Source organism: Intestinimonas butyriciproducens, assembly GCF_016901775.1.
In the GTDB taxonomy this organism is placed as follows: domain Bacteria; phylum Bacillota; class Clostridia; order Oscillospirales; family Butyricicoccaceae; genus Pseudobutyricicoccus.
This window is the reverse complement of sequence record NZ_JACJKW010000018.1, coordinates 1-21885: the sequence shown is the minus strand read 5'-3', so window position 1 is coordinate 21885 and position 21885 is coordinate 1. Positions and strand designations below refer to the sequence as shown.

General features: G+C 60.5%; 19 protein-coding genes. 2 read left to right on the top strand and 17 right to left on the bottom strand.

The genetic code is table 11. From position 1 onward, the window contains the following. Positions 1–557: 557 nt before the first annotated feature. Positions 558–1106, bottom strand: a complete 549-nt coding sequence (locus tag H6A25_RS10025) for a helix-turn-helix domain-containing protein (RefSeq protein ID WP_204751987.1) — start codon at positions 1104–1106, stop codon at positions 558–560. A gap of 125 nt (positions 1107–1231) precedes the next feature. Between H6A25_RS10025 and H6A25_RS10020 the strand changes: the two genes are divergently transcribed. Then, positions 1232–1771, top strand: a complete 540-nt coding sequence (locus H6A25_RS10020) for a GNAT family N-acetyltransferase (protein WP_204751986.1) — start codon at positions 1232–1234, stop codon at positions 1769–1771. Positions 1772–1782: 11 nt separating this feature from the next. On the opposite strand, the gene H6A25_RS10015 is transcribed toward H6A25_RS10020, so the two are convergent. The 16 genes from H6A25_RS10015 to miaB form a co-directional block, all read right to left on the bottom strand. Beyond that, positions 1783–3546 carry a trypsin-like peptidase domain-containing protein gene (locus H6A25_RS10015; protein WP_204751985.1) on the bottom strand — a complete coding sequence of 588 codons (1764 nt, stop codon included), beginning with the start codon at positions 3544–3546 and terminating at the stop codon, positions 1783–1785. Positions 3547–3862: 316 nt separating this feature from the next. Further along, a complete protein-coding gene (locus H6A25_RS10010) occupies positions 3863–4675 on the bottom strand; it encodes an HAD-IIB family hydrolase (RefSeq protein ID WP_204751984.1) in 813 nt (270 codons plus the stop codon). Between the two features lie 21 nt (positions 4676–4696). Beyond that, on the bottom strand, positions 4697–5623 hold the full coding sequence (locus H6A25_RS10005) for an RluA family pseudouridine synthase (RefSeq protein WP_204752030.1): 927 nt from the start codon (positions 5621–5623) through the stop codon (positions 4697–4699). Further along, positions 5623–6087, bottom strand: a complete 465-nt coding sequence (lspA, locus tag H6A25_RS10000) for a signal peptidase II (protein ID WP_204751983.1) — start codon at positions 6085–6087, stop codon at positions 5623–5625. Before lspA ends, H6A25_RS10005 begins: the two co-directional genes overlap by 1 nt. Before the next feature lie 406 nt (positions 6088–6493). Next, complete coding sequence (locus H6A25_RS09995; protein ID WP_204751982.1) at positions 6494–7105, bottom strand: class II aldolase/adducin family protein; 612 nt, start codon at positions 7103–7105, stop codon at positions 6494–6496. Between the two features lie 457 nt (positions 7106–7562). Next, the gene (gene ileS, locus H6A25_RS09990; RefSeq protein ID WP_204751981.1) at positions 7563–10373 is read right to left on the bottom strand and encodes an isoleucine--tRNA ligase; all 2811 of its coding nucleotides are present in this window, start codon (positions 10371–10373) and stop codon (positions 7563–7565) included. A 45-nt stretch (positions 10374–10418) separates the two neighbouring features. Next, positions 10419–11207, bottom strand: coding sequence for a DivIVA domain-containing protein (locus H6A25_RS09985; RefSeq protein WP_204751980.1), 789 nt, complete (start codon positions 11205–11207; stop codon positions 10419–10421). Between the two features lie 127 nt (positions 11208–11334). Then, positions 11335–11601, bottom strand: coding sequence for a YggT family protein (locus H6A25_RS09980; protein WP_204751979.1), 267 nt, complete (start codon positions 11599–11601; stop codon positions 11335–11337). A 13-nt stretch (positions 11602–11614) separates the two neighbouring features. Then, on the bottom strand, positions 11615–12064 hold the full coding sequence (locus H6A25_RS09975) for a cell division protein SepF (protein ID WP_204751978.1): 450 nt from the start codon (positions 12062–12064) through the stop codon (positions 11615–11617). Beyond that, positions 12061–12783, bottom strand: coding sequence for a YggS family pyridoxal phosphate-dependent enzyme (locus H6A25_RS09970; protein ID WP_204751977.1), 723 nt, complete (start codon positions 12781–12783; stop codon positions 12061–12063). Before H6A25_RS09970 ends, H6A25_RS09975 begins: the two co-directional genes overlap by 4 nt. Before the next feature lies 1 nt (position 12784). Next, the gene (locus H6A25_RS09965) at positions 12785–13996 is read right to left on the bottom strand and encodes an HlyD family efflux transporter periplasmic adaptor subunit (protein ID WP_204751976.1); all 1212 of its coding nucleotides are present in this window, start codon (positions 13994–13996) and stop codon (positions 12785–12787) included. Positions 13997–14047: 51 nt separating this feature from the next. Next, on the bottom strand, positions 14048–14281 hold the full coding sequence (gene hfq, locus H6A25_RS09960; protein ID WP_204751975.1) for an RNA chaperone Hfq: 234 nt from the start codon (positions 14279–14281) through the stop codon (positions 14048–14050). A gap of 56 nt (positions 14282–14337) precedes the next feature. Next, complete coding sequence (gene miaA / locus H6A25_RS09955; protein ID WP_204751974.1) at positions 14338–15267, bottom strand: tRNA (adenosine(37)-N6)-dimethylallyltransferase MiaA; 930 nt, start codon at positions 15265–15267, stop codon at positions 14338–14340. A gap of 3 nt (positions 15268–15270) precedes the next feature. Beyond that, complete coding sequence (gene mutL / locus H6A25_RS09950; RefSeq protein WP_204751973.1) at positions 15271–17295, bottom strand: DNA mismatch repair endonuclease MutL; 2025 nt, start codon at positions 17293–17295, stop codon at positions 15271–15273. Between the two features lie 4 nt (positions 17296–17299). Continuing rightward, complete coding sequence (gene mutS, locus H6A25_RS09945) at positions 17300–19954, bottom strand: DNA mismatch repair protein MutS (protein ID WP_243423329.1); 2655 nt, start codon at positions 19952–19954, stop codon at positions 17300–17302. A 17-nt stretch (positions 19955–19971) separates the two neighbouring features. Further along, a complete protein-coding gene (gene miaB, locus H6A25_RS09940; protein WP_204751972.1) occupies positions 19972–21396 on the bottom strand; it encodes a tRNA (N6-isopentenyl adenosine(37)-C2)-methylthiotransferase MiaB in 1425 nt (474 codons plus the stop codon). 140 nt (positions 21397–21536) lie between these two features. On the opposite strand from miaB, the gene H6A25_RS09935 reads away from it, so the two are divergent. Further along, positions 21537–21885 (top strand): hypothetical protein (locus H6A25_RS09935; protein WP_204751971.1); only part of this gene is annotated, 349 nt, incomplete at its 3' end.

The following is a 21885-nucleotide window of genomic DNA, read 5'->3' as shown; positions in this document are numbered from 1 at the left end:
AACGCACACAGGCAAAGAAAATATGGCTGTCCGGACACCGGACTTCCCAGCGGCGAAAGCCGCTGGGCCCCTCCTGGGCCACCCGCGGCGTGTTATTTCGGCGCAAGACCGAAATAACGATCCTATCGGAAGCTGACGCCGCCGCTGGCCCTCGGGGAAAAACTAGGTTTTTCCCCGACCTTTTTCGCGCCCCAGGCGGAGCCCCCGCCGGTGCCAAGTGAATACAACCAACCTTTTCTGCGGCACGCTGCCAGGATTGCACCCCGGCCCCTACCGGCGTTGGCCCGCCAGCGCCGGAGCAACAAGGCTCGCAACGCATACAGCCTTCAGCGAGTTTTGGGTGCGGCGCCACGCCGCCGTCCGGACACCGGACCAGCGTGACGCTGGACCCGTTCCTCTCTTTGCCCGGGTGGACACAACCAACCTTCGTTCTGTTGCCCAGCGCGGCAGCGGCCCAGTGCCTGGGCAGTCAAGGGGTGCTCCCGCACCCAATCATGCAACCAGCCTTCGTTCTGTTACCGGGCGCGGCAGCGCAGTATGGCCGTGGCGGCTCGCCACTACCAGGTGAAGGGAACTTCGCCCCAGACGGCCACACACTCTTCCTCATCCCCGGCATTCTGGAGATAATGGAGAATGGTGCTTTCAAAATAAATACTGTCGCCGGGGCGGAGCACATACTCCTTCTCCTCGGTGATCACCCGCAGAGTGCCGGAGATGATATACCCGCACTCGGCGCCCTCGTGAGAAGCCAGCACCGGCTTCTGGTCGGGCTGGCGGTGGAACACCACCTTGTACATTTCGATCCGCCGGTCGGGATCGGGGGTGAGCAGGGCGTACTCGTTTCCGGCGCCGGACACCGTCCGATGCTCCCCGGCCCGCACCAGGGTCACCTTGTTCTTCTGCTTATCCTCTTCAAAGAAGGAGGCTACGCTCTCCCCCAAAGCATTGCACAGTTTCCAGAACACATAAATGGAAGGCACTGTGGTATTCCGCTCGATCTGGCTGATCATACCGGGGCTGACCCCGGCCTTTTCGGCCAGCATGGCAATGCTCAATCCTTTGTCCTTGCGGCATTTCTTGAATTTCGCACCAAAATCAATATTCATATCGTATCCGTCTTCCCTTTGACAAAATTTCTCCTATTGTCCATCATAAAAAGCAGGGTATTCCCTTCTTACTAGGATAAACCATTGCCGGAATAAAATCAACCGGCGGAAAAGAGGTCTTTTGGATGTTCCCCGATTTTTCTCTCGTCACGCCCCGTCTCCGGCTGCGCCCCCTCACCCCGGAGGACGCCCCGGCCCTTCTGCGCACCATGGGCGACCCTGTGGCCATGGTGGCCTATGAACGCACCTTTTCCCTGCCGGACATCCAGGTGTGGATCGAAAAAAACATCCGCCGTTATGCCCGCTTCGGGGTGGGGCTGTGGGCGGCGGAGCTTTTGGAAAATGGGGAAGTCATCGGCCAATGCGGCCTTGTGCCCCAGGAGGTGGACGGGCTGTCCTTTTGGGAGATCGGCTATCTGTTTGAGCGCCGCCACTGGCGCCGGGGCTATGCCACCGAAGCGGCCCGGGCCTCGAGGGACTATGGCTTTGATGTTCTTGCGGCCCCGGCCCTGTACAGCATCATCAAGCACGACAACCGGCCCTCCCAGAATGTGGCCCGTAGAGTGGGAATGACTCCCTGGAAAAAGGTACACTACGGGGAAAAGCTCCGGGACACAGAGCACATCCTCTTCCGCATCACAAGGGAGGAACGGCCCCGGCTCTGAAAAGCCCTGGGTCAGGCGGCCTGGGTTCCCCCCTTGAAGGAGCCATTTTCCCAATAGCCCTCCCGTTCCAGCAGGCCGGTGGTGCCATAGAAGCGGCCATAGCCGTGGAACTTGTTGTTTTCAAACTGTCCGATGTATTTCTCCCCGGTGGCGTAGGTGTAGGTCCCCTCCCCCTGGAAGGTACCGAAAGCCAGCTGACCCACATACTGGTCGCCGCTTTTGAAGGTGTAGGTGCCTTTGCCGTGCATCTGTCCGCCGGCAAACTGCCCTTCATACCGGTCGCCGTTGCCGTATTTCAGCACGCCCTCTCCCTGGGCGAACCCGGCATAGAAATCGCCGGTATACAGACTCTGGTCCTGGCTTTTGTAATAAGTCCCCTGGCCCCAGGGGGCTCCATACTGGAAAGAGCCTTCATAATAGCTGCCGTCGGACCATTCGGCCCGGCCTTCTCCGTGGGGGGTGGCCCCGCCCAGCACCTGGCCGGTGTAGGTGGCCTTCTTCCCCAGCAGAGTCACTTGCAGGCCGGTGACCTGGCTGCTTTTCTGGGCCAGCTCTTCCAGGGTGATGGGCTGATTGATTTCCAGATATGCTTTCACATCGTTGATGGGCACGGCAAAGTTCAGGTTCTGGCCGCTGAGGGTGCCGCTGGTGACGCCCACGCACCGGCCGAAACCGTCCACCAGCGCGCCGCCGCTGCTGCCCGGCGAAATGGGTGCGGTGGTCTGGATGTAGTTCTGACCGTCCACCACCCGGTTGGTGGCCGAGACGATGCCGTTGGCAATGGTGTTGTCCAGCCCCTGGGGGCTGCCGATGGTGTAGACTGTCTGGCCGCTGACCAGGGCATCGGAATCGCCCAAAGGCAGGACTGTCAGGCCCTGGGCGTCGATGCGCAGCACGGCCACATCCCGCTGCACATCATAGGCCAGCACGCTTTCCACCGGATAGGTCTTGCCGTCGGGGAATTTCACCTGGGCGGCGTATACATCCTGGATCACATGGTAATTGGTGACCAGCTTGCCGTCTTCCGCTACGGCAAAGGCGCTGCCTGTGCCGATGGTCTGCCCCAGGCTGTCATAGACCTCCACATAGCACACCGCCGGAGAGCATTGGCTGAAGATCTGGGTGGCGGTGAGCTCTTTCTCCCCGCTCTCCCCTTCCAGCACCGAAAGAAGCCGGTCCATGGTGATGTAGGCCTGCTGGCGGGTGTAAAGCCCCAGAGGATCGAAGCGGCCGTCCTCCACGCCCTTCATCACGCCGGAGAAAGAGGCGAACTTCACCGCCGTCACCGCATAAGAGGCGATGTCGTCCCGGTCGGCGAAAGTGAGGGCGCCCCCGGAGCCGGTGTATCCCAGCACCTTACCGGTCTCATAGAGCATCTTGGCCGCCTCCTGGCGCTTGATGCTGCCCTGGGGACGGAAGGTGCCGTCCTCATAGCCGCTGACAATGCCCAGGGCGCAGGCGTTTTCGATGTCATCGTCCTGGGTATCGGAAAAGGCGTTTTCTTTTTGTTCCAGGCCCTGGTCGGAAAGCACCTGGGCGATGGGTTTTTCCTCCACCACTTCCACCATGGTCACGGCCAGGCGGCAGAACTCCTGCCGGGTGATGGGGGTCTGATAGCTGCTTTGCATCTCACGGGGCACAAGGCCCTGGGAGATGGCGCTTTCCACCTCGGCTTTGGCCCAGTCGGAAGGGGCATCGGCCCCAAGAACCGGCAGGGAAAGGGTGGCTGCCAGGGATAAAGCGGTGAAAAAGGCGATCAATCCTTTGTTTTTCATAGGCGCACCTGACTTTCTTCGTGGGTGTTTTCCTGTTACTATTTTACCACTTATCACCGGGGAAAACAAACGAACAAAGGGTGAATTTTTCCTTTCGAAAAACGAAAGATTTTAGCAGACTGCCGAAAAACCTCTGTCGTGTAAACGGCACTTTCGCCCTCCCCTTCATCAATCCGCAAACCCCAGACCTGTGCGCCGGTTTTTGCACCACTCAAGGGGCAAGTGTGGCCGATTAGCCGCAGAAAGCAGCCAATCGGCTGCATGCAGACCCTTGCAGAAACTCGAAAAAGTGGCTTTTGCCACTTTGAGGGCATGCTTAAGGATATATCCCTTCCAGCACCCGGACGGCGGCGGCCAGGGTGTCCTTGTCGCAATGGGGCAGAATGCGCCCGGCGATCTGCTGGATGGCCGGGGCGGCATTTTCCGGGGCAAAGGACAAGGCGGCGCATTCCATCAGTTCCTTGTCGTTCAGGTTGTCCCCCAGGGTGTACAGATGGCCCTTGTCGATGCCCTTGATGCGGCACACCGTCTCGGCGCCGGCGCCCTTGTTGGCCCCCTTGGCCATCACCTCATAAAAATAGGGGGAGGAAAACTGCATGAAATACTCTTCCCCATACTGTTTCTGGGCGTATTCGGCCACCGGCCCCATTTTTTCCGGCTCACCGGTGAGATTGAATTTCACCCAGGGCTGGGGGATACATTCCAAAGGCCGCTCCACCAGGGGCAGGCGGATGGAAACGAAGTGCTTTTCGGTGATGGGGTTGCTCCTGGCCACAAACTCCCCATCGGCCAGAAAGACCTCAAAGCCCAGGAAGGGGAAACGCTCCATCATGTCCCGGGCAAAGTCCCAGGCCGTTTTTTCTTCCAGGGGCTTTTCCCACACCGGGGCGTTTTGTTCAAAATCATAGACCACCGAGCCATTGAACAGCACCGCCGGGGCGTTGATCGTAAGCTCCGGCATAAAATATTCCATGGCCCGCTTGGCTCTCCCGGTGGCCACCGAGAAAAGGCCCCCCTGCTCCATAAAATACCGGGCGGCCTCCTGGTTGCCCCGGCTCAGCTGACGCTGGGAATTGAGGAGGGTTCCGTCCATATCGGTGAGGATCATCACCCCGTCAAATCGTCCCATGTTCCCTTCCCCTTTCTTTTTCTATTCTTGGCTTTCTTTCCGCAGTTTTGCCAGAAAGTCGGCAAAATCCTGGGGCAGCGGACACTGAAGGCACATTTCCTCCCCGGTGCGGGGATGGCGGAAAATCAGCCGCCGGGCGTGGAGGCACTGGCCCTGAAGCCCCGACTTGTCCCCCCGGCTGCCATACACCGGGTCTCCGGCGATGGGATGGCCCAGGGATGCCATATGCACCCGGATCTGGTGGGTGCGGCCGGTTTCCAGGCGGCAGAGCACATGGGTATAGCCCTGGTACCGCCCCAGCACCCGGTAATGGGTCACGGCCCGCTTGCCGCCCTGCACCACCGCCATCTTTTTCCGGTCCTTGGGGCTGCGGCCCAGGGGTTTGTCGATGGTCCCCTCTTCTTCCCGCAGCCGCCCCAGCACCACCGCCTCATATTCCCGGTGGAGGGAGTGGTCGGAAAGCTGCTCCGACAGGTTCCGGTGAGCGCTGTCGTTTTTTGCAACGATCAAAAGGCCGCTGGTGTCCTTGTCGATGCGGTGGACGATGCCGGGCCGTGCTTCCCCGCCGATGCCCGAAAGGCTGTCGCCGCAGTGGTGGAGCAGGGCGTTGACCAGGGTGCCTTCCTCGTTTCCCGCCGCCGGATGGACCACCATGCCCTTTTTCTTGTTGATGACCACCACATCTTCATCCTCATAGACGATGTCCAGAGGGATATCCTCCGGCTGGGCCTGGGCCGGTTTGGGCTGAGGCAAAATGACCTGGAGGATGTCCCCTGCCGCCATTTTGTCCTTTTTGCCCAGGGTTTTGCCTTCTTTGGTCACCATGCCTTTTTCCAGAAGGTGCTGGGCGGCCGAGCGGGACAGCTCCGGCACCATGGAGGCCAGGAACACATCGCACCGGCTCCCGGCCAAATGTTCCGGCACGGTGAGGGTCATGCGCCTGTCCATCATTCCTTCCCTCCCAGAGTTTTGCCCTCCAGGAAGAGGAAATAGATCACCAGCATCACGCCGCCCACGGTGATGAAAATGTCGGCCACATTGAAGATGGCGAAGCGGATGAAGCGCACTTCGAACATATCCACCACATAGCCCCGCAGCACCCGGTCGATGCCGTTGCCCAGAGCGCCGCCGATGACGAAGGCGGCGGCGATCTTGCCCCAAAGGCCCAGGATATAGCCTTTTTTCAGCAGGATGAGCATGAGCAGGATCATCACCAGGGTCATGCCCACGAAAAACAGCCGTTTGCCCTCCAGGATGCTGAAGGCCGCCCCCTGGTTTTCCGCATAGGTCAGGCTGAAGATGCCGGGCAGCACATCCCAGGAGCCCCCCGGCCCCAGGGCTCCCACGGCCCACCATTTCACCAGCTGATCTCCGGCCACAATGGCCGCTACCAAAATACCATATAAAATCATACATTCCTCCGTGCAGCGGCGGTGCAGTGGCGGAGTGCCTCCGCTCCCGTACTATGCGGTGCCAAGTTTCGTGCTGTTACAGCCTGTTCTTCCACCGCATTGCTCACCTTTTTCGTCTTTTACACTCCGCCCGGCTGAGCAGCGGTGCAGTGGCTGCACTCCCGTGTTGTGGGGCACGGACTGCGGTGCTGTAACAGCCTTCTTCCATGCCCCACGGCGGCGGAGTGGCTCCGCTCCCATACTATGCGGCGGTGCAGTGGCTGCACTCCCGTGTTGTGGGGCACGGACTGCGGTGCTGTAACGGCCTTCTCTCATGCCCCACGATGTAGCTTTTTACAATTATACGCCGCCGGCCTTTGTTCGATTGCCGGGCGCGGCAGCGCAGTTTGACAGCGGAGGCACTCCGCTACCAGGTAGAGGTGCGCCGTTTCTTTCCTTTGGGCATCCCAGTCCGGCGCACATCACAGGCCGAGTGCATGGCGCAGGAGAGCTCAGCGGCACAGGCCGCATCCATGGCCTGCCACAGATCCTTGCCCATGGCCACAAGGCCGTGGTTTTTCAGCAGCGCCACCTGGTTATCCTTGCCCATGGCGGCCACGGCCCCCTCCCCCACCTGCGGCGTCCCCGCCCTGGCAAAGGGTGCGCACTGCACCGGCCTGGCGCAGTAGCGGCCCAATTCCTGGTGCCAAAGGGGCACTTCCGCCCCCCGGGCCGCCATCATGCAGGCATACAGACTGTGGGTGTGCACCACCGCCCCGATTTCCGGAAAGGCCCGGTACAGCGCAGCATGGAGCCGCCACTCACTGGACGGGGGCAGCCCTTCCAGCACATTCCCCCGGAGATCCATCACCGTCACATCCTGGGGCCGGATGAGGGCATAGGGCACGCTGCTGGGCTTGATGACCATATATTCCCCCGCCCGGGCGCTTACATTCCCGCCGGTGTGCAGGGTCAGCCCCTGGCGCAGCATCTCGTTTCCGTAAAACACCACCTGCTCCCGCAGCTCTTCCAGCATCATTCCTTGTCCCTCCCTTGCCTGATTGCATCCAACCGGCCTTCGTTCCATTGCCGGGCGCAGCAGGTGCAGTGGCTGCACTCCCATGTTGTGGAGCGCCCACCCTGCCCAAAATACAGCCCTGCTTCACGCTCCACGGCGGCGGAGTGGCTCCGCTCCCATACTATGCGGTGCAGTGCCTGCACTCCCGTGTTGTGGGGCACGGACTATGGTGCTGTAACGGCCTTCTTCCATGCCCCACGGCGTAGCTTTTTGCAGTTTTCCGTTGATAGAACTATCGTGCACATACTCCAGCTGAGCAGCGTGATGGAAGCTGTCTCCTACTTCTCAGCTCAGCGCTGCGACATACGACTGCGGAGGCACTCCGCCGCCGCCACTTTTCCATATAGACAGGGCGGCAGCCCATGGGGCCGCCGCCCTTGTTTTTGCTATAATCTCAGCCTGGGCTTTGAAAAGAGGATCAAAGACCCATTTTGCCGACCACCTGAGCGCAGCGGGGGCACAGGGTGGGATGAGCGGCATCCTGGCCCACGGCGCCGTCGTGCTTCCAGCAGCGCTCGCACTTCTGGCCTGCGGCCTCTTCCACCAGCACCCGAACGCCCTCCACAGGGGTTTCGGCGGCGGAGCTGTACAGCCCCTTGTCCTCCTTCACCTCCACCTGGGAGACGATGAACAGATCGGCCCACTGGTTTTCGAAGGCTGCTTTCAGCCCATCCAGCTGGGGCTGGGGCTGATCGGTCACCAGGGTCACCTTGGCTTCCAGGCTCTTGCCGATCTTCTTCTGGGCCCGGGCGCTTTCCAGCGCGGCGTTGACGCCGTCCCGCAGGGTTTCCAGAGCGTCCCACTTTGCCATCTCTTCTTCCGGCAGAGCGTATTCCATGAAAGGCTCGTTCATCACATTGAGCACCACATTCCGCCCGTCGTCCTCGCTTCTGTGGGGCATGGCCTGCCAGATCTCGTCGCAGGTGAAGCACAGGATGGGCGCAAAGATCTTTGTGATGGTGTCCAGGATCAGATAGAGGGCCGTCTGGGCCGAGCGGCGCTCGAGGCCGTCTTTCTCCTCGCAGTACAGCCGGTCCTTGATGATGTCCAGATAGAAGCTGGACAGATCCACCACGCAGAAATCGTTGATGGCGTGGGAAACCACATGGAACTCATATTCATCATAGGCCGCCTTGCACCGCTCCATCAGCTGGTTCAGGCGGGTGATGGCCCATTTGTCCAGGGGCAGCATCTCCTGGGGAGACACCAGGTTCTGGGGATCAAAGCCCGCCAGATTTCCCAGGCAATACCGGGCGGTGTTGCGGAACTTCAGATAGTTCTGGCTCAGCTGCTTGAAGATGTTGTCCGAGCAGCGCACATCCACATGGTAATCGGCAGAGCCGGCCCACAGACGCAGCAGGTCGGCGCCGTATTTCTGGAAGATCTCCGCCGGGTCCACGCCATTGCCCAGGGATTTGTGCATGGCCTTGCCTTCCCCGTCCACGGTCCAGCCGTGGGTGACGCACTCCTTGAAAGGTGCGCCCTCACCCAGCGCACCCACAGCGGTGAGCAAGCTGGACTGGAACCAGCCCCGGTACTGATCCAGGCCCTCCATATACATATCCGCAGGCCAGAAGCCCTGGTCCCGCTTCATGGACGCATAGTGGGTGGAGCCGGAATCAAACCAGCCGTCCAGGGTGTCCATTTCCTTCTCAAAGCCATGGCTCTTACCGCAGTGGGGGCAGACAAAGCCCTCGGGCAGAATGTCACAGGCTTCCATCTCATACCAGGCGTTGGAGCCCTTCTTTTCGAACAGGGCGCTGACGGCCTCTGTGGTTTCGGGGGTGCAGACGGGCTTTCCGCATTCCTTGCAATAGAACACCGGAATGGGCAGGCCCCAGCGGCGCTGACGGGAAATGCACCAGTCGGCCCGCTCTCTTATCATGGAGATCATCCGCTCCTTGCCCCAGCCGGGGATCCAGCGCACATTGTCGCAGGCGGCCACGGCCTCCTCCTTGAAGGCCTCCACCGAGCAGAACCACTGGGGAGTGGCTCTAAAGATGATGGGGTGTTTGCACCGCCAGCAGTGGGGGTAGGAGTGAACGATGTCCTCCTGGGCGAAGAGCATGCCGCTCTCCTTCATATCGGCCAGAATGACGGGATTGCTCTCTTCGGTCTTCATGCCGGCATATTTTCCGGCGTAATCGGTGTGGCGGCCCTGGTCGTCCACCGGCACCACCATCTCCATGCCGTAGCGGCGGCAGGTCTGGTAGTCGTCGGCGCCGAAGCCGGGAGCGGTGTGCACGCAGCCGGTACCGGAATCCATGGTGACATAGTCGGCCAGCAGCAGCCGGGAAGTCTTGGGCAGGAAGGGATGCTTGGCCAGCATATTCTCAAAGAAGGCGCCCTCATGGCGTTCGATGATCTCATAGGAATCAAAACCGCCCAGGCCCATCACCTTTTCGGCCAGAGCCTCGGCCATCACATAGATCTCCCCGTTGGGAGCCTTTGCCAGCACATAGCTCTCCCGGGGATGCATGGCGATGGCAAGGTTGCCCGGCAGGGTCCAGATGGTGGTGGTCCAGATGACGAAATAGAGCTTGTTTTTGTCGATGTGGCTCAGTTTGCCCAGGTCATCCTCCATGGGGAACTTCACATACACCGTGGTGCAGGGATCGTCCTGGTATTCGATTTCGGCTTCGGCCAGGGCGGTCTCGTCGTGGGGGCACCAGTACACCGGCTTGAGTCCCTTATAGATATAGCCCTTTTCGTACATCTTGCCGAAGATCTTCACTTCTTCCGCTTCAAATTCCGGGGCCATGGTCTTGTAGGGATGCTCCCAGTCCCCCAGCACGCCCATGCGCTGAAAACCCTTCATCTGCACATCGATGTAGTGCTGGGCAAACTCCTGGCAGGCCGAGCGGAACTGGGGGATGCTCATTTCCTTCCGGTTCAGCTTGTTCTGCTTGATGATGGCCGACTCAATGGGCATACCGTGGTTGTCCCAGCCGGGCACATAGGGGGTATAATAGCCCCGCATGGCATAGAGTCTTGTGATAAAGTCCTTGATGGATTTGTTCAGGGCGTGGCCCATGTGCAGTCCGCCGTTAGAAAACGGAGGGCCGTCGTGGAGAGCAAAGCGGGGTTTGCCCTCGTTCTTCTTCAGCATTTCGTTGTAAAGATCCATCTTGTCCCAGTTTTCCAGCATACCAGGCTCCCGCTTGGGCAGACCGGCCCGCATGGGAAATTCCGTCTGGGGCAGATTCAGCGTTTCGTTGTAATCGGCCATTGGTGCAGTACCTCTCTATATTTTCTATAATTTATTGTTCCGTTTTCAGCCTTTCAGATCCTCTTCCGGCTGATAGTCCTTGCCGAACTTCAGGTTTTCAAACTTGAAGCGGGCGGTGTCCTCCAGCTTGGGGGCATCCTGTTTTGCTTCGGCCGGGGCCGGGGCGGGAACATCCTGCTGGCCCAGGGAAGCCTGAAGAGCCTGCTGGGCGGCCTGCTGGGCCGCCTGGACCCGCTCAAAGACCCGGGTCTCCAGCATGGGGTCTACCGCATCCCCCTTCTCCCCCTCTTCCGCCTCTTCTGCCAGGGCGTCGGGAGTGGGGACGGAGACCGCCCCATCCCCCCCTTCGGGGGCGGAGTCGGCGATCATCTGAATGGCGGTGATGCTCTTCTGCAAAAGCTCGATCACCGTCTGGGAATAGGCGGCGGAGACCTCCCGGGCCTTCATCAGCCGTTCCTCTTCCTCACGGATGGCCTGCTGCATCCCGGCCACCCGGCCTTCGGCCTCTGCGTGGGCGGCTTCCAGGATGCTTTCGGCCTCCCGGCGGGCGTCCTCCAGCACCTGCTGGCTCTCGGCCTGGGTCTTCTGGATCAGCTCCCGGGCGGTGACCTGGGCGGAATAGAGGGCCTTGCGCATTTCCTCGTCCACGCTGCGGTATTCCTCGATCTTGTCCACCAGCACCTTCATTTTGTTTTTCAGGCTCATGTTTTCCTTATAAAGGGCGGTATAATCGGGAATCAGTTCATCCAGAAACTCATCGATGCCCGCCATGTCGTAACCGCCGAACACGGCCTTTTCGAATTTTTTGTTTTGCAGCTCCTGCGGGGAGATCATATCGGTTTACACCCACCTTTTTTCTCTGTATCACATCACACGGCGCCGGAAAAGGGCCCAAACGCCGCGGCCCCAAGAAGGCCCCGGGCCCTCTTGGGGTGCATATATCCTTTTCTTTTTTCCCTTATCACAGCATGGTTTCCAGCAGGATGAGAACCATATAGGCCAGAAGGAAGCTGAGGTCCAGGGGAAAGCCCCGCAGCGCGGGGATGCGGCCGAGCAGGGCCCGGAAGGGCATGATGATGGGCTCGGTGAAAAACACCAGGGCCTGATGGAGCCGCCCCCCCTGGGTCTGGGGGAACCAGCTCATAATGGCCCGCACCAGCATCATCAGCTGCAGGATGGAGATCAGGCTCCAGGCCACCTGCCTGAGCAGATACGAAATATAGGTCAAAAAGCGCCTCCCATCAGATATAAAGGCCGTTGTTTTCCAGCTCGTCGATGAGATCCCCCAGGATATCCACATTATAGGGGGTGATGATATAGGTGCTGGCGGCTACCTTTTTGATCTTGCCGTCCAGAGCGTAGGTGACGCCGCTGAGGAAATCCACCAGCCGGCGGGCCGGCTCCTTGGCGGTGTCCTCCAGATTGAGCACCACGGTGCGCCGCTGGCGCAGGTTGTCGGCGATTTCGGCGGCATTCTCGAATTTTTCCGGCTTGACCAGCACCACCGAAAGCTGGGTGGTGGTATTGATATTGACGACCTTGTTGTTTCTCCGGGCGGCCCGTTCGGCCCGGTCGTTGTCCGGCTCGGGGCGGGAAGGGGCGGAGGCGGGAGAGACGAACTCCTGTTCCAGTTCTTCCTCTTCTTCCTCGTCCCCTCTGGCCCAATGCTTCAGGTCATCGATAAAACTCATGGCATTTCCTCCTTATAGATCCGGGGGCCATAGATCCCGGTGCCGATGCGCACCAGGGTGGCGCCTTCCAGGATTGCGTCAACATAATCGTGGGTCATACCCATGGACAGGCAGTCCATATGGACATTATCGTATTTTTTGGACTTTATGTCAACGAAAAGTTGGCGCAATGCGGAAAAATAGGGGCGGTTCTGCCCTTCTTTGGCAGAAACAGGGGGAATTGCCATCAGTCCCCGCACCCGGATATGGGGCAGCGGACATATTTCTTCCAAAAGCCGGGGCAGCTCTTCGGGGAAAACACCCCTTTTGCTTTCCTCCCGGCCGATGTTCACTTCCAGCAGAATGTCCTGGCACAGGCCCTTCTTCCCTGCCTCCTTGGAGATGACCTGCCCCAGGGCCAGAGAATCCACCGAATGGATCAGCCGGGCTCTTCCCACAGCATATTTTACCTTGTTTTTCTGAAGGTGGCCGATCATATCCACCTGTTTGCCGCCGTAGGCCCCGGCGTCAAATTTCGATACCAGTTCCTGCACCCGGTTTTCTCCGAAGAGATCGATGGGCAAGGCGGCCGACAGGGCCACAGTTTCCGGGCTCTGGGTCTTGCTGGCCGCCAGAAGGGTGATTTCTTCCGGCGCCCTTCCCGCCTGGCCGGCGGCCTGCTCCATCTGCTGGCGGATGAAGTGCACCCGCTCTTCCATCTTTTTCCGAAGTTCTTCCATGCTAGCTTACCACCTTTCGGTTTTCAATGTCCTTGGCCTTGACCACCATTTTATCGTATCGGGTCAGTTCCCCGTTTTTCCCGGTTTCCTTTGCCACATAGAAGCTGTCGGTCTGGAAAAGGATGGTGACCTTTTTGAACACCACCTGGGCCCCTTCCAGGCAATAGGCGCCCCATTCACCCTCGTCGTTTTGCCGCAGGGCCTCCTTGGGCACCTTCAGCCCGGTGTAGCTGCGGAGAATGATGTCTGCCGGCTGGTCCCGGGCCATGAGCAGGGCGGTGTTCATATACCCGCTCTGGAACACCGCCACCCAATCCCCGGTTTCGTCCTCATGCACATCGTACACCGAGCAGGAAATGTCCTCGGCCAGAAGCTGGGGAAAGCGGAGGGTGACCTTGTTCAGTTCCTTCAGCTTTTTGGCCTCTTCCGCTGACACCGGGGCGGCAAAATACCAGCTGTAGCCGTCCACCACCTTGCCCATGGCCTCTGCGGCGCTCTCCTGCCGCTCCACCACCTGGGTGATGGCGCCGGCCGACAGGGTTTTAAGGCCTTCGGGGGTAAGGGATTCCTCACAGCCGTCGGTTTTTCCCACAAAATACCCGGCGGCGGGGGTGGTCACCGCCGCGCCCCCCTGGAGGGATGCGTCGATCTGAGCCTTCTCACTTTCCAGCTGCTGGAGGATCATGGCATAATCGGTGTCCCCCTTCTGGGCCACCCCCCGCTGGACGATCATGGCATCCAGTTTGGAAGCATATTCCTCCGCCTGGCTCACCAGCCCCTGCTGGAGCTTGGCGCCCAGCTGAAGCATATTCATTTTGATCAGGGAGTCCAGCTTGACCCCGTCGGAGCCGTCGGCCATGTGGGTGAAGGCGTATTTCACGCTTTCGATCTCTTCCCCCAGGGCCTGGGACTGGCGGTAAAGAGCCAGCTGGCTTTCATCGGTGAAGAACTGGGCCACCGCCTGGCCCCGGGCCACCTTTTCCCCCTCCCCGGCCAGGAAGGCCACCGCACTGCCCTGCTGGGAATAAAGAGGGGTTTCCTGGCGGATAAAAATGCCGGTGGTGGAAACTTTGTCCTGGGCGGTGATCTCCAGGGCATCGGCGGTGATGATTTTTTCGGTGAGGTTCTCCATCACCTGATAGCCCATATAGACCACCACCAGCAAAAGCAGCAGCACGGCTCCCAGGGATCGGAAAAAGGTTTTTCGGCTCATAATCGTGTCAAAGGGCCTCCTGCCCGGCTATGGCACGCCCCGGGGAAAGGGTTATTCTCCCCTTTCCCGCCGCTCCACCTTTGTCTGGGGCACGATGGTGGAAATGGCGTGCTTATAGATGAGATATTGTTTGCCTTCGCTGAGAAGCAGCAGGGTGAATCCGTCAAAAGAGCTTACCACGCCCCGCTGCTGAAAACCGTTGACCAGAAAAAGGGTCACCGGTATCCGCTGCACCCGCAGCTCATTCAAAAACTGATCCTGCAAAGCGCTTCTGTTTTCCTGCATGTTCCGTTTCCTCCGTCCATAAGATAAAGTTCCCCCTTTTTCGGGGCCACTTCATCTTACAGCCAGGAAAGTGCGAGGTCTGTCGCAATTTGTACCAAAGCGGGAAAATCTTCCGTTTTTTCGTATTCCAGCCACCGCAGGCCTTCCACATGATTGAAATAGGTCAGCTGGCGCTTGGCGTAGTTGCGGCTTTTGCGCCGCAGCAGCTCGGCGCTTTCCGCAAGGGAACACTCCCCCCGGAGATAGCCCAGCATCTCCTTGTAGGCGATGGCCTGCAGGGCGGTGCCCTGCAAAAGCCCCTCTTCCCAAAGCTGCCGGGTCTCCTGCAAAAGCCCCTCTTCCAGCATCTTGGTCACCCGCTGGTTGATGCGCTCATACAGGGTGCTCCGCTCTTTGGGCCGCACCCCCAGCCATAACGCCTGATACCGGGGGGGCGCCAGCCTGCTCTGCTCTTCAAAATAAGACAGGGGCTTTCCCGTCTGACGGAACACTTCCAGGGCCCGCACCACCCGTTTCTGGTCCTGGGGGTGGAGCTTCCGGCTCTTTTCCGGGTCCACCCGCATCAGCTCCTGCCAGAGGGCCTGGGGGTCTTTTTCCCACTCTTCCATCAGCCTGCGGCGCAAATCGGTGCTTTGTCCCCCGGGGCCAAAATCGGTGCCCCGCAGCAGTGCTTCGATGTAAAGGCCTGTGCCGCCGCAGATGATCACCCGCTTGCCCCGGCGCAGGATGTCCTCCACGCACCGGGCGGCCTGCTTGGCATAGAGGGACACCGAGTATTCTTCCCCCGGGCATATCACATCGATCATATGGTGGCGGGCCTGCTGCTGTTCCTTCTCTGTGGGTTTGGCGGTGCCGATGTCCAGGCGGCGGTAGATCTGCATGGAATCGGCGGAGACGATCTCTCCCCCCAGCCTCTGGGCCAGCTCGATGGCCAGGGCGGTTTTTCCCGCAGCGGTGGGCCCTGCCACCACAATGACTTTTTCCATCTTCTAAAGCACCCTCTTGAACATTTTCTCGATCTCCCGCTTTGTCAGGTGGACGATCACCGGCCGCCCATGGGGGCAGGAGCGGATGCGGGGGTCCCCGATCACCTTTCTGGCAAAATCCTCCCGCTCCTTTTCATCGGTAAAGGTTCCCGCCTTGACAGCCGCCTTGCAGGCGATGCTTTCCAGCAATTCTTCATAGAGCCCCGTGCGGTCTTTCCGGTGGCTGAGGATCTTTTCGGCCAGATCGGAGAGCAAAAACCCGGCGTCCTCTTTTTCCAGGTACATGGGCACCTGGCGCAAAATCACCGCGCCGTCGCCGAAGTCCTCCACCTCAAAGCCCGCCCGAGAGAGCAGCTCCCCTTCTTCCAGCAGGGCCTCTTTTTCCCGCCGGGACAGGCTCACCGTCTCTGGGGTGAGCAGCACCTGGGGACTGGTGCCCTCCCTGGTGCTCTCCAGCTGGTTATAGATCATGCGCTCGTGGGCGGCGTGCTTGTCGATGAGCATCATTTCCCCTTCGGCCTCCACCAGAATATAGGTAGAAAACACCTCTCCCACCACCCGGATGGCAGCGGCCTGTTCCAGAGGGGACTGGGGCTGTTTCGGCTCCGCCGGTGAGACAGGGGGCAAAACCGGCTCCCGGGCCGGGGAGGATGCAGCCTCCTTTGCCCTCTCCCCTTCCGGTGCAGGAGCCGCCGGGGAAGCCACTCCCTGCACCAGCTCCGGCCCCTCCGGAAACAGCAAACGCCGGGCGCCGTTTTCCCCTGGGTGCAGGGTGAAGCTGCGGCTCTTCCAGCTGTTTTTCTCCCCCTGGCTGCCCTTGGGGGCAAAGGAGCGGCCGCTCCCCGTCTCTTCCCGCTCATATTCCCTGACCGGCGGGGCATAGGCAGGGCGGATAGTGGCAGGGGAATGATCCAGGCGCAGCTGGGGCTGCTCTTTTTCCTCCTGGGGCTGCTGGAACAGGGGTTTTAGGCTGGGGCGGTAGGGCTGCTTGGGCACAGGCGGCTCTTCCTCCTGCTCCTGGGGCATCTGAAACAGCACCCCGTCCCCTTCCAGCGCGCTGCGCACCACCTGGTAGATGGCGCTGAACACCTCCCGCTCCCGGGCGAACTTCACTTCCAGTTTGGCCGGGTGCACGTTCACATCCACCGCCCCGGCGGGAACTTTCAACGAAAGGAAGCAGGCGGGGAAACGGCCGGAGGTGAGATGCCCCTGGTAGGCTTGCTCCACGGCGGCCCCCAGCAATTTGGAGCGCACCGGCCGTCCGTTGACGAAAAACTGCTGCATGGACCGGTTGGGACGGGAGAAGGTGGGCTTTGTCACAAAGCCCATCACCTCCACCTCCCGGGCGCCCCCGTGGAGGGTGAGCAGCTCTTTGGTGAAGGAGCCGCCGTAGATGGCGTAGAGCACCGACATCATGTTGCCGTCTCCCGGGGTATACAGCCCTTCTTTTCCGTCCTTGATGAATTTCAGGGTCAGCCCCGGATGGGCCAGGGCCACCTGTTCCGCCGCCTGCTCCACATAGGAAGCCTCGGTGGAGTCCTTTTTGAGGAACTTCATCCGGGCGGGGGTGTTGAAAAACAGGTCCTTGATCACAATGGTGGTGCCGTCGGGGCAGCCGGTCTCCTCCTGCTCTGTGATCTCGCCCCCTGTGAGGGCCAGATGCAGCCCCAGGGGAGCCTGGCGGGTCTTGGTGAACAGATCCACCCGGGACACCGAGGCGATGGCCGCCAACGCCTCGCCCCGGAAACCCAGGGTATGGATGCTTTCCAGATCCCGCTCCCCTTTTATCTTGCTGGTGGCATGGCGGAGGAAGGCGGTGGGGGCGTCCTCCGGCTCCATGCCGCCGCCGTTGTCGGTGACCCGGATATAGGTGATGCCGCCCTGGCGGATCTCCACCGTCACAGCATCGGCCCCGGCGTCCAGAGCGTTTTCCAGCAGCTCCTTCACCACCGACGCCGGACGCTCCACCACCTCCCCGGCGGCGATCATGTTGGCCACCTGGGGAGCCAGAACGGAAATTTTACCCATTTTTTCAGCACTCCTTGGCAAGTTTACACAGTTCGTACAAAAGGCCCAGCCCTTCGATGGGGCTGAGGGTGTCCGGCTCCAGCTTCCGCAATTTTTCCAGCACTTCTTCTCCCATGGCTCCCCCCAGGGTCATCTGGCCTTCCGGCGCTTCCGGCTGGGAAGCCTTTTTCCGGCCCTCCGTCTTTTGCTGGGGGGCCTGTTCCAGCAGGCTCTGAAGCACCTGCTTGGCCCGCTGGATCACCGAGTCAGGGAGCCCGGCCAGCTTGGCCACCTGGATGCCGTAGCTGTCGTCGGCCCCGCCGGGGACGATCTTCCGCAAGAAGGTGATGTCGTCTCCCCGCTTCTTCACCACCACATTGTAATTCTTCACGCCGCTCACCTGGCTTTCCAGCTCTTTCAGCTCGTGGTAGTGGGTGGCAAACAAGGTTTTACAGCCCAGGGTCTTTTTGCTGGCGGTGTATTCCAGCACCGCCCGGGCGATGGCCATGCCGTCATAGGTGGAGGTACCCCGGCCGATCTCGTCCAGAATCAGCAGGCTGCGATGGGTGGCCTTTTGCAGAATGTCGGCCACTTCGCTCATCTCCACCATGAAGGTGCTCTGGCCTCTCGTCAGATCGTCGGAAGCCCCCACCCGGGTGAACACCTGGTCGCAGATGCCCACATGGGCGCTTTTGGCCGGCACAAAGCTGCCGCACTGGGCCATGACCACGATCAGAGCCACCTGGCGCATATAGGTGGATTTGCCCGCCATGTTGGGGCCGGTGATGATGGACACCCGGTCGTCCCCTTGGTCCATATAGGTGTCGTTGGGCACGAACAGCTGATCTTCCAGCATCTTCTCCACCACCGGATGCCGCCCTTCCCGGATGTCCAGCACCCCGGAATAGTCCACCTGAGGCATCACATAGCCGTTTTTCTCGGCGGCCAGGGCAAAGGAGCACAGAGCGTCCAGCTGGGCGACGGCCCGGGCGGTGCGCTGGATGCGGTGGGCCTGCATGGCCACCTTGTCCCGCACCTTGCAGAACAGCTGGTATTCCAGGGCGGTGAGCTGTTCCCCGGCGGAGAGCATCTGACTTTCCAGCTCTTTCAGCTCGGGGGTGATGAACCGCTCGCTGCCGGTGAGGGTCTGGCGGCGGGTATAGTCCTCGGGGGCCATGTCCGCATAGGATTTGCTGATCTCGATATAGTAGCCAAAGACCTTGTTGTAGCTCACCTTCAGCTTGGGGATGCCGGTGCGCTCCCGCTCCCGCTGCTCGATGGCGGCCAGGGTGCCCTTGCCCCCCTTGAGCAGGTCCCGCAGCTGGTCGATTTTTTCGTCAAAGCCCTCCCGCAGCAGGTTCCCTTCCCGCAAAGAAAAGGGCGGCTCTTCCGAGATGGCCCGGTCGATCAGGTCGGCCACATCTTCCAGGCAGTCGATCTCCTCCCACAGCTCTTTCAGGTACTGGCTGCCGCCGAAGCCTTCCAGATGTTCCTTCACCTGGGGAATATGGCAGGCCGTCTGCCACAAAGAGCGGAGATCCCGGCAGTTGGCGCTGCCATAGACCACCCGGCTGATGAGCCGTTCCAGGTCAAAGACCCCCCGCAGCCCTTCCAGCACCCCGTCCCGCCGGGGGCGGTCCCCCAGAAGAGCCTGGACGGCATTTTGCCGCAGGGCGATCTGGGCGGCATTCACCAAAGGCTTTTCCAGCCACTGGCGGAGCAGCCGTCCCCCCATGGCGGTGCGGGTGTAGTCCAGCACCCACAGAAGGGAGCCCTTCTTTTCCCCGGAGCGCATCACCTGGCACAGCTCCAGATTCCGCCGGGCCGCCGGGTCCAGCCCCATGAACTGGGCCTTGGTGTAAACTTCCAGCCGGTTGATCTGGCGCAGGTCGTTTTTCTGGGTCTGGTGCAGGTAGGCCATCAGCCCCCCCACGGCGCCGATGAGCATGGGCCGGCCCTCTGTGTCCTCCTGCAGCTGGGGGGTATTTTCAAAATGCTTGCCCATCCACTGCCGCCCGGCTTCTTCGGTGAAGTCCTGCTCTTCCCCCCGCTCGATCTGGCAGGAAAGGCGCTTTTGAAGAAAGGTTATCACTTCTTCCTGCTCCATGGCCTTGGGGGAGAGCACCGCTTCCCTGGGCTCAAAGCGGGCCAGCTCGCTGATGACGGCGCCGGCAAGGCCGCCCCCGAACATCTCGATGGCCTGGGTCTGGCCGGTGGAAATGTCGCAGAAACACAGCCCGGCCCCATAGGTGTCATCCCACTGGATGGCGCAGATGAAGTTGTTCCGCTTTTCGTCCAGCATGGTGCTTTCCAGCAAGGTGCCCGAGGTGATCTTCCGGATCACATCCCGCTTCACCAGCCCTTTGGCGGTGGCCGGGTCCTCCATCTGCTCGCAGATGGCCACCTTGTAGCCCTTCTGGATCAGCCGGGCGATGTAGCTTTCGGCGCTGTGGAAGGGCACGCCGCACATGGGCGCCCGCTCCGGAAGGCCGCAGTCCCTTCCGGTGAGGGTGAGCTCCAGCTCCCGGGAGGCCACCTTGGCGTCCTCAAAGAACATCTCATAAAAATCCCCCAGCCGGTAAAACAGGATGGCGTCGGGGTTTTGCTCTTTCACCGCCATGTATTGCTGCATCATGGGGGTGAGCTTTTTTGCCTCCCCCGTCTGCTTCTCTTTTGCCATGTGTCCTCCCCTTTTCCTCAGTCCTGGATCTCCCCGAAAAGGGACCAGGTGGTGTGCTTTGTCACTTTGGCCCGGACGAACTGGCCGATCCGCCCCTCCCCGGCCCCTTTCAGGCGCAGCAGCTTCTGGCCCTGGGTGCGGGCGGTGAGGGGATACTCTTCATCCTGCCCCAGGCCGTCCACCAGCACGGTCATGGTCTGCCCTAAGAGCAGGGCGTTCTGCTCATTGGCAATCCGGTTCTGCACTTCCAGAAGCTGCTGGAAGCGGCGCTTTTTCTCTTCCATCCGCACTTTGTCGTCGATTTTGGCGGCCACTGTCCCCTCCCGCTTGGAATAGATGAAGGTGAACAGATTGTCAAACCGCACCTTTTCAATCAGGCTCAGTGTCTCTTCAAATTCCTCCTGGGTCTCATTGGGGAAGCCCACGATCACATCGCTGCTCAGGGTCACATCGGGCATATATTTCCGGGCCAGGTCGATGAGCTCCAGGTATTGCTCCCGGTTGTAGGACCGGTTCATCTCCCGGAGCACCCGGCTGCTTCCCGACTGGAAGGGCAGGTGCAGGTGCTTGGCCGCCTTGGGATTTTTAGCCATTACCTGGAAGAGCTTTTCCGAAGCGTCCTTGGGATGGCTGGTCATAAACCGGATGAGAAACTCCCCTTCCTCCTGGCACAGACGGTCCAAGAGATCTGCAAAATCCCAGCCGGCCCGGGTGTTTTTGCCGTAGGAATTTACATTCTGTCCCAGAAGGGTGATGTCCCGGGCGCCGGCGGCCAGAAGGGAGCGGAACTCCCCTATGATCTGCTCCGGCTCCCGGCTGCGCTCCCGTCCCCGCACATAGGGGACGATGCAATAGGAGCAGAAGTTGTCGCAGCCGTACATAATGGGCAGCCAGGCCTTCACCGACCGGTCCCGGTTGGGCTCCACCCCTTCCAGGATCACCCCGGAAGCATCCCCGGAGATGTCAAAGACCCGCTTGCCCCCTTCCAGCCTGCGCCACAGAAGCTGGGGGAATTTATAGAGCACATGGGTGCCGAAGAGCAAGTCCACCACAGGGAAGCTCTTTTTGATCTTTTCGGCCACCCGTTCCTGCTGGGCCATGCAGCCGCACACCGCCACGATGAGATCGGGATTGCGGCGTTTCTGGTGCACCAGGGCCCCCACATTGCCATAGACCCGCATTTCGGCGTGTTCCCGCACGGCGCAGGTGTTGAACAGCACCAGGTCGGCCTCTTCCGGCTCATGGGTGAAGGTAAAGCCCATCTGGGCCATCATGCCCCGGAGTATTTCGCTGTCCGATTCATTCTGCTGGCAGCCGTAGGTGTCGGTGCAGGCCACGGGCGCCCGCCCCAGCTTTTCCTGATAATATTGATGGATGCGCTGGCTGTACTCCTGCTGGCGCAAAAGTTCCTCCTGGGATACTGTCACCGATGTTTTTCCCATGTTGTCCTCCCCTTGTTTTTTCGTCAATGCTAATAAAAAAGTATAACACCTTTCCCCTTTTTTCGCAACGGCGGCAGGGAAAAAAAGGGGCATACTCCCAGGGTGCGCCCCATACACTGACAGCAAGGGGGGGAAGGACTGTGACCGAAAAAACAAAAAACCGGCTGTATCTGGCGGTGTGCATCGCCTGCCTGCTCACCTGCCTGCTGCTCATCGGCAGCATCTTCTGGGAGGGCCGCACCTTGCGGGGGGATGCCCGGCCCGCTCCCCCGGAGCCAAACAGCGCCCAGGGGGCCGGAACAGGAGGAGAACAAATGCTCATCACCGAGGAATATGCCAAAGAGTTTTTGCAGCAGCGTCTGCCGGAGGGCCTGCCTCTGGAAGGACTGAATGTGCGCATCAGCGGAGAGGGGCTGGTGGCGGTGGAAGGGGAGACACAGCGGGACGGGCTGCGGGACTATCTGAAAGCCCAGGGGGTGGACCTGGGGC

Coding starts and splice junctions, on each gene's coding strand:
- H6A25_RS09985 (WP_204751980.1), bottom strand. CDS start 11,207: ATGATCTCCCCGCAGGAGCTGCAAAACAAAAAATTCGAAAAGGCCGTG.
- miaA (WP_204751974.1), bottom strand. CDS start 15,267: ATGGAAAAAGTCATTGTGGTGGCAGGGCCCACCGCTGCGGGAAAAACC.
- mutL (WP_204751973.1), bottom strand. CDS start 17,295: ATGGGTAAAATTTCCGTTCTGGCTCCCCAGGTGGCCAACATGATCGCC.
- ileS (WP_204751981.1), bottom strand. CDS start 10,373: ATGGCCGATTACAACGAAACGCTGAATCTGCCCCAGACGGAATTTCCC.
- H6A25_RS09995 (WP_204751982.1), bottom strand. CDS start 7,105: ATGATGCTGGAAGAGCTGCGGGAGCAGGTGGTGTTTTACGGAAACGAG.
- H6A25_RS09970 (WP_204751977.1), bottom strand. CDS start 12,783: ATGGAAGAACTTCGGAAAAAGATGGAAGAGCGGGTGCACTTCATCCGC.
- miaB (WP_204751972.1), bottom strand. CDS start 21,396: ATGGGAAAAACATCGGTGACAGTATCCCAGGAGGAACTTTTGCGCCAG.
- H6A25_RS09965 (WP_204751976.1), bottom strand. CDS start 13,996: ATGAGCCGAAAAACCTTTTTCCGATCCCTGGGAGCCGTGCTGCTGCTT.
- H6A25_RS10005 (WP_204752030.1), bottom strand. CDS start 5,623: ATGGACAGGCGCATGACCCTCACCGTGCCGGAACATTTGGCCGGGAGC.
- mutS (WP_243423329.1), bottom strand. CDS start 19,954: ATGGCAAAAGAGAAGCAGACGGGGGAGGCAAAAAAGCTCACCCCCATG.
- H6A25_RS10025 (WP_204751987.1), bottom strand. CDS start 1,106: ATGAATATTGATTTTGGTGCGAAATTCAAGAAATGCCGCAAGGACAAA.
- hfq (WP_204751975.1), bottom strand. CDS start 14,281: ATGCAGGAAAACAGAAGCGCTTTGCAGGATCAGTTTTTGAATGAGCTG.
- H6A25_RS10020 (WP_204751986.1), top strand. CDS start 1,232: ATGTTCCCCGATTTTTCTCTCGTCACGCCCCGTCTCCGGCTGCGCCCC.
- H6A25_RS10015 (WP_204751985.1), bottom strand. CDS start 3,546: ATGAAAAACAAAGGATTGATCGCCTTTTTCACCGCTTTATCCCTGGCA.
- lspA (WP_204751983.1), bottom strand. CDS start 6,087: ATGATTTTATATGGTATTTTGGTAGCGGCCATTGTGGCCGGAGATCAG.
- H6A25_RS10010 (WP_204751984.1), bottom strand. CDS start 4,675: ATGGGACGATTTGACGGGGTGATGATCCTCACCGATATGGACGGAACC.
- H6A25_RS09975 (WP_204751978.1), bottom strand. CDS start 12,064: ATGAGTTTTATCGATGACCTGAAGCATTGGGCCAGAGGGGACGAGGAA.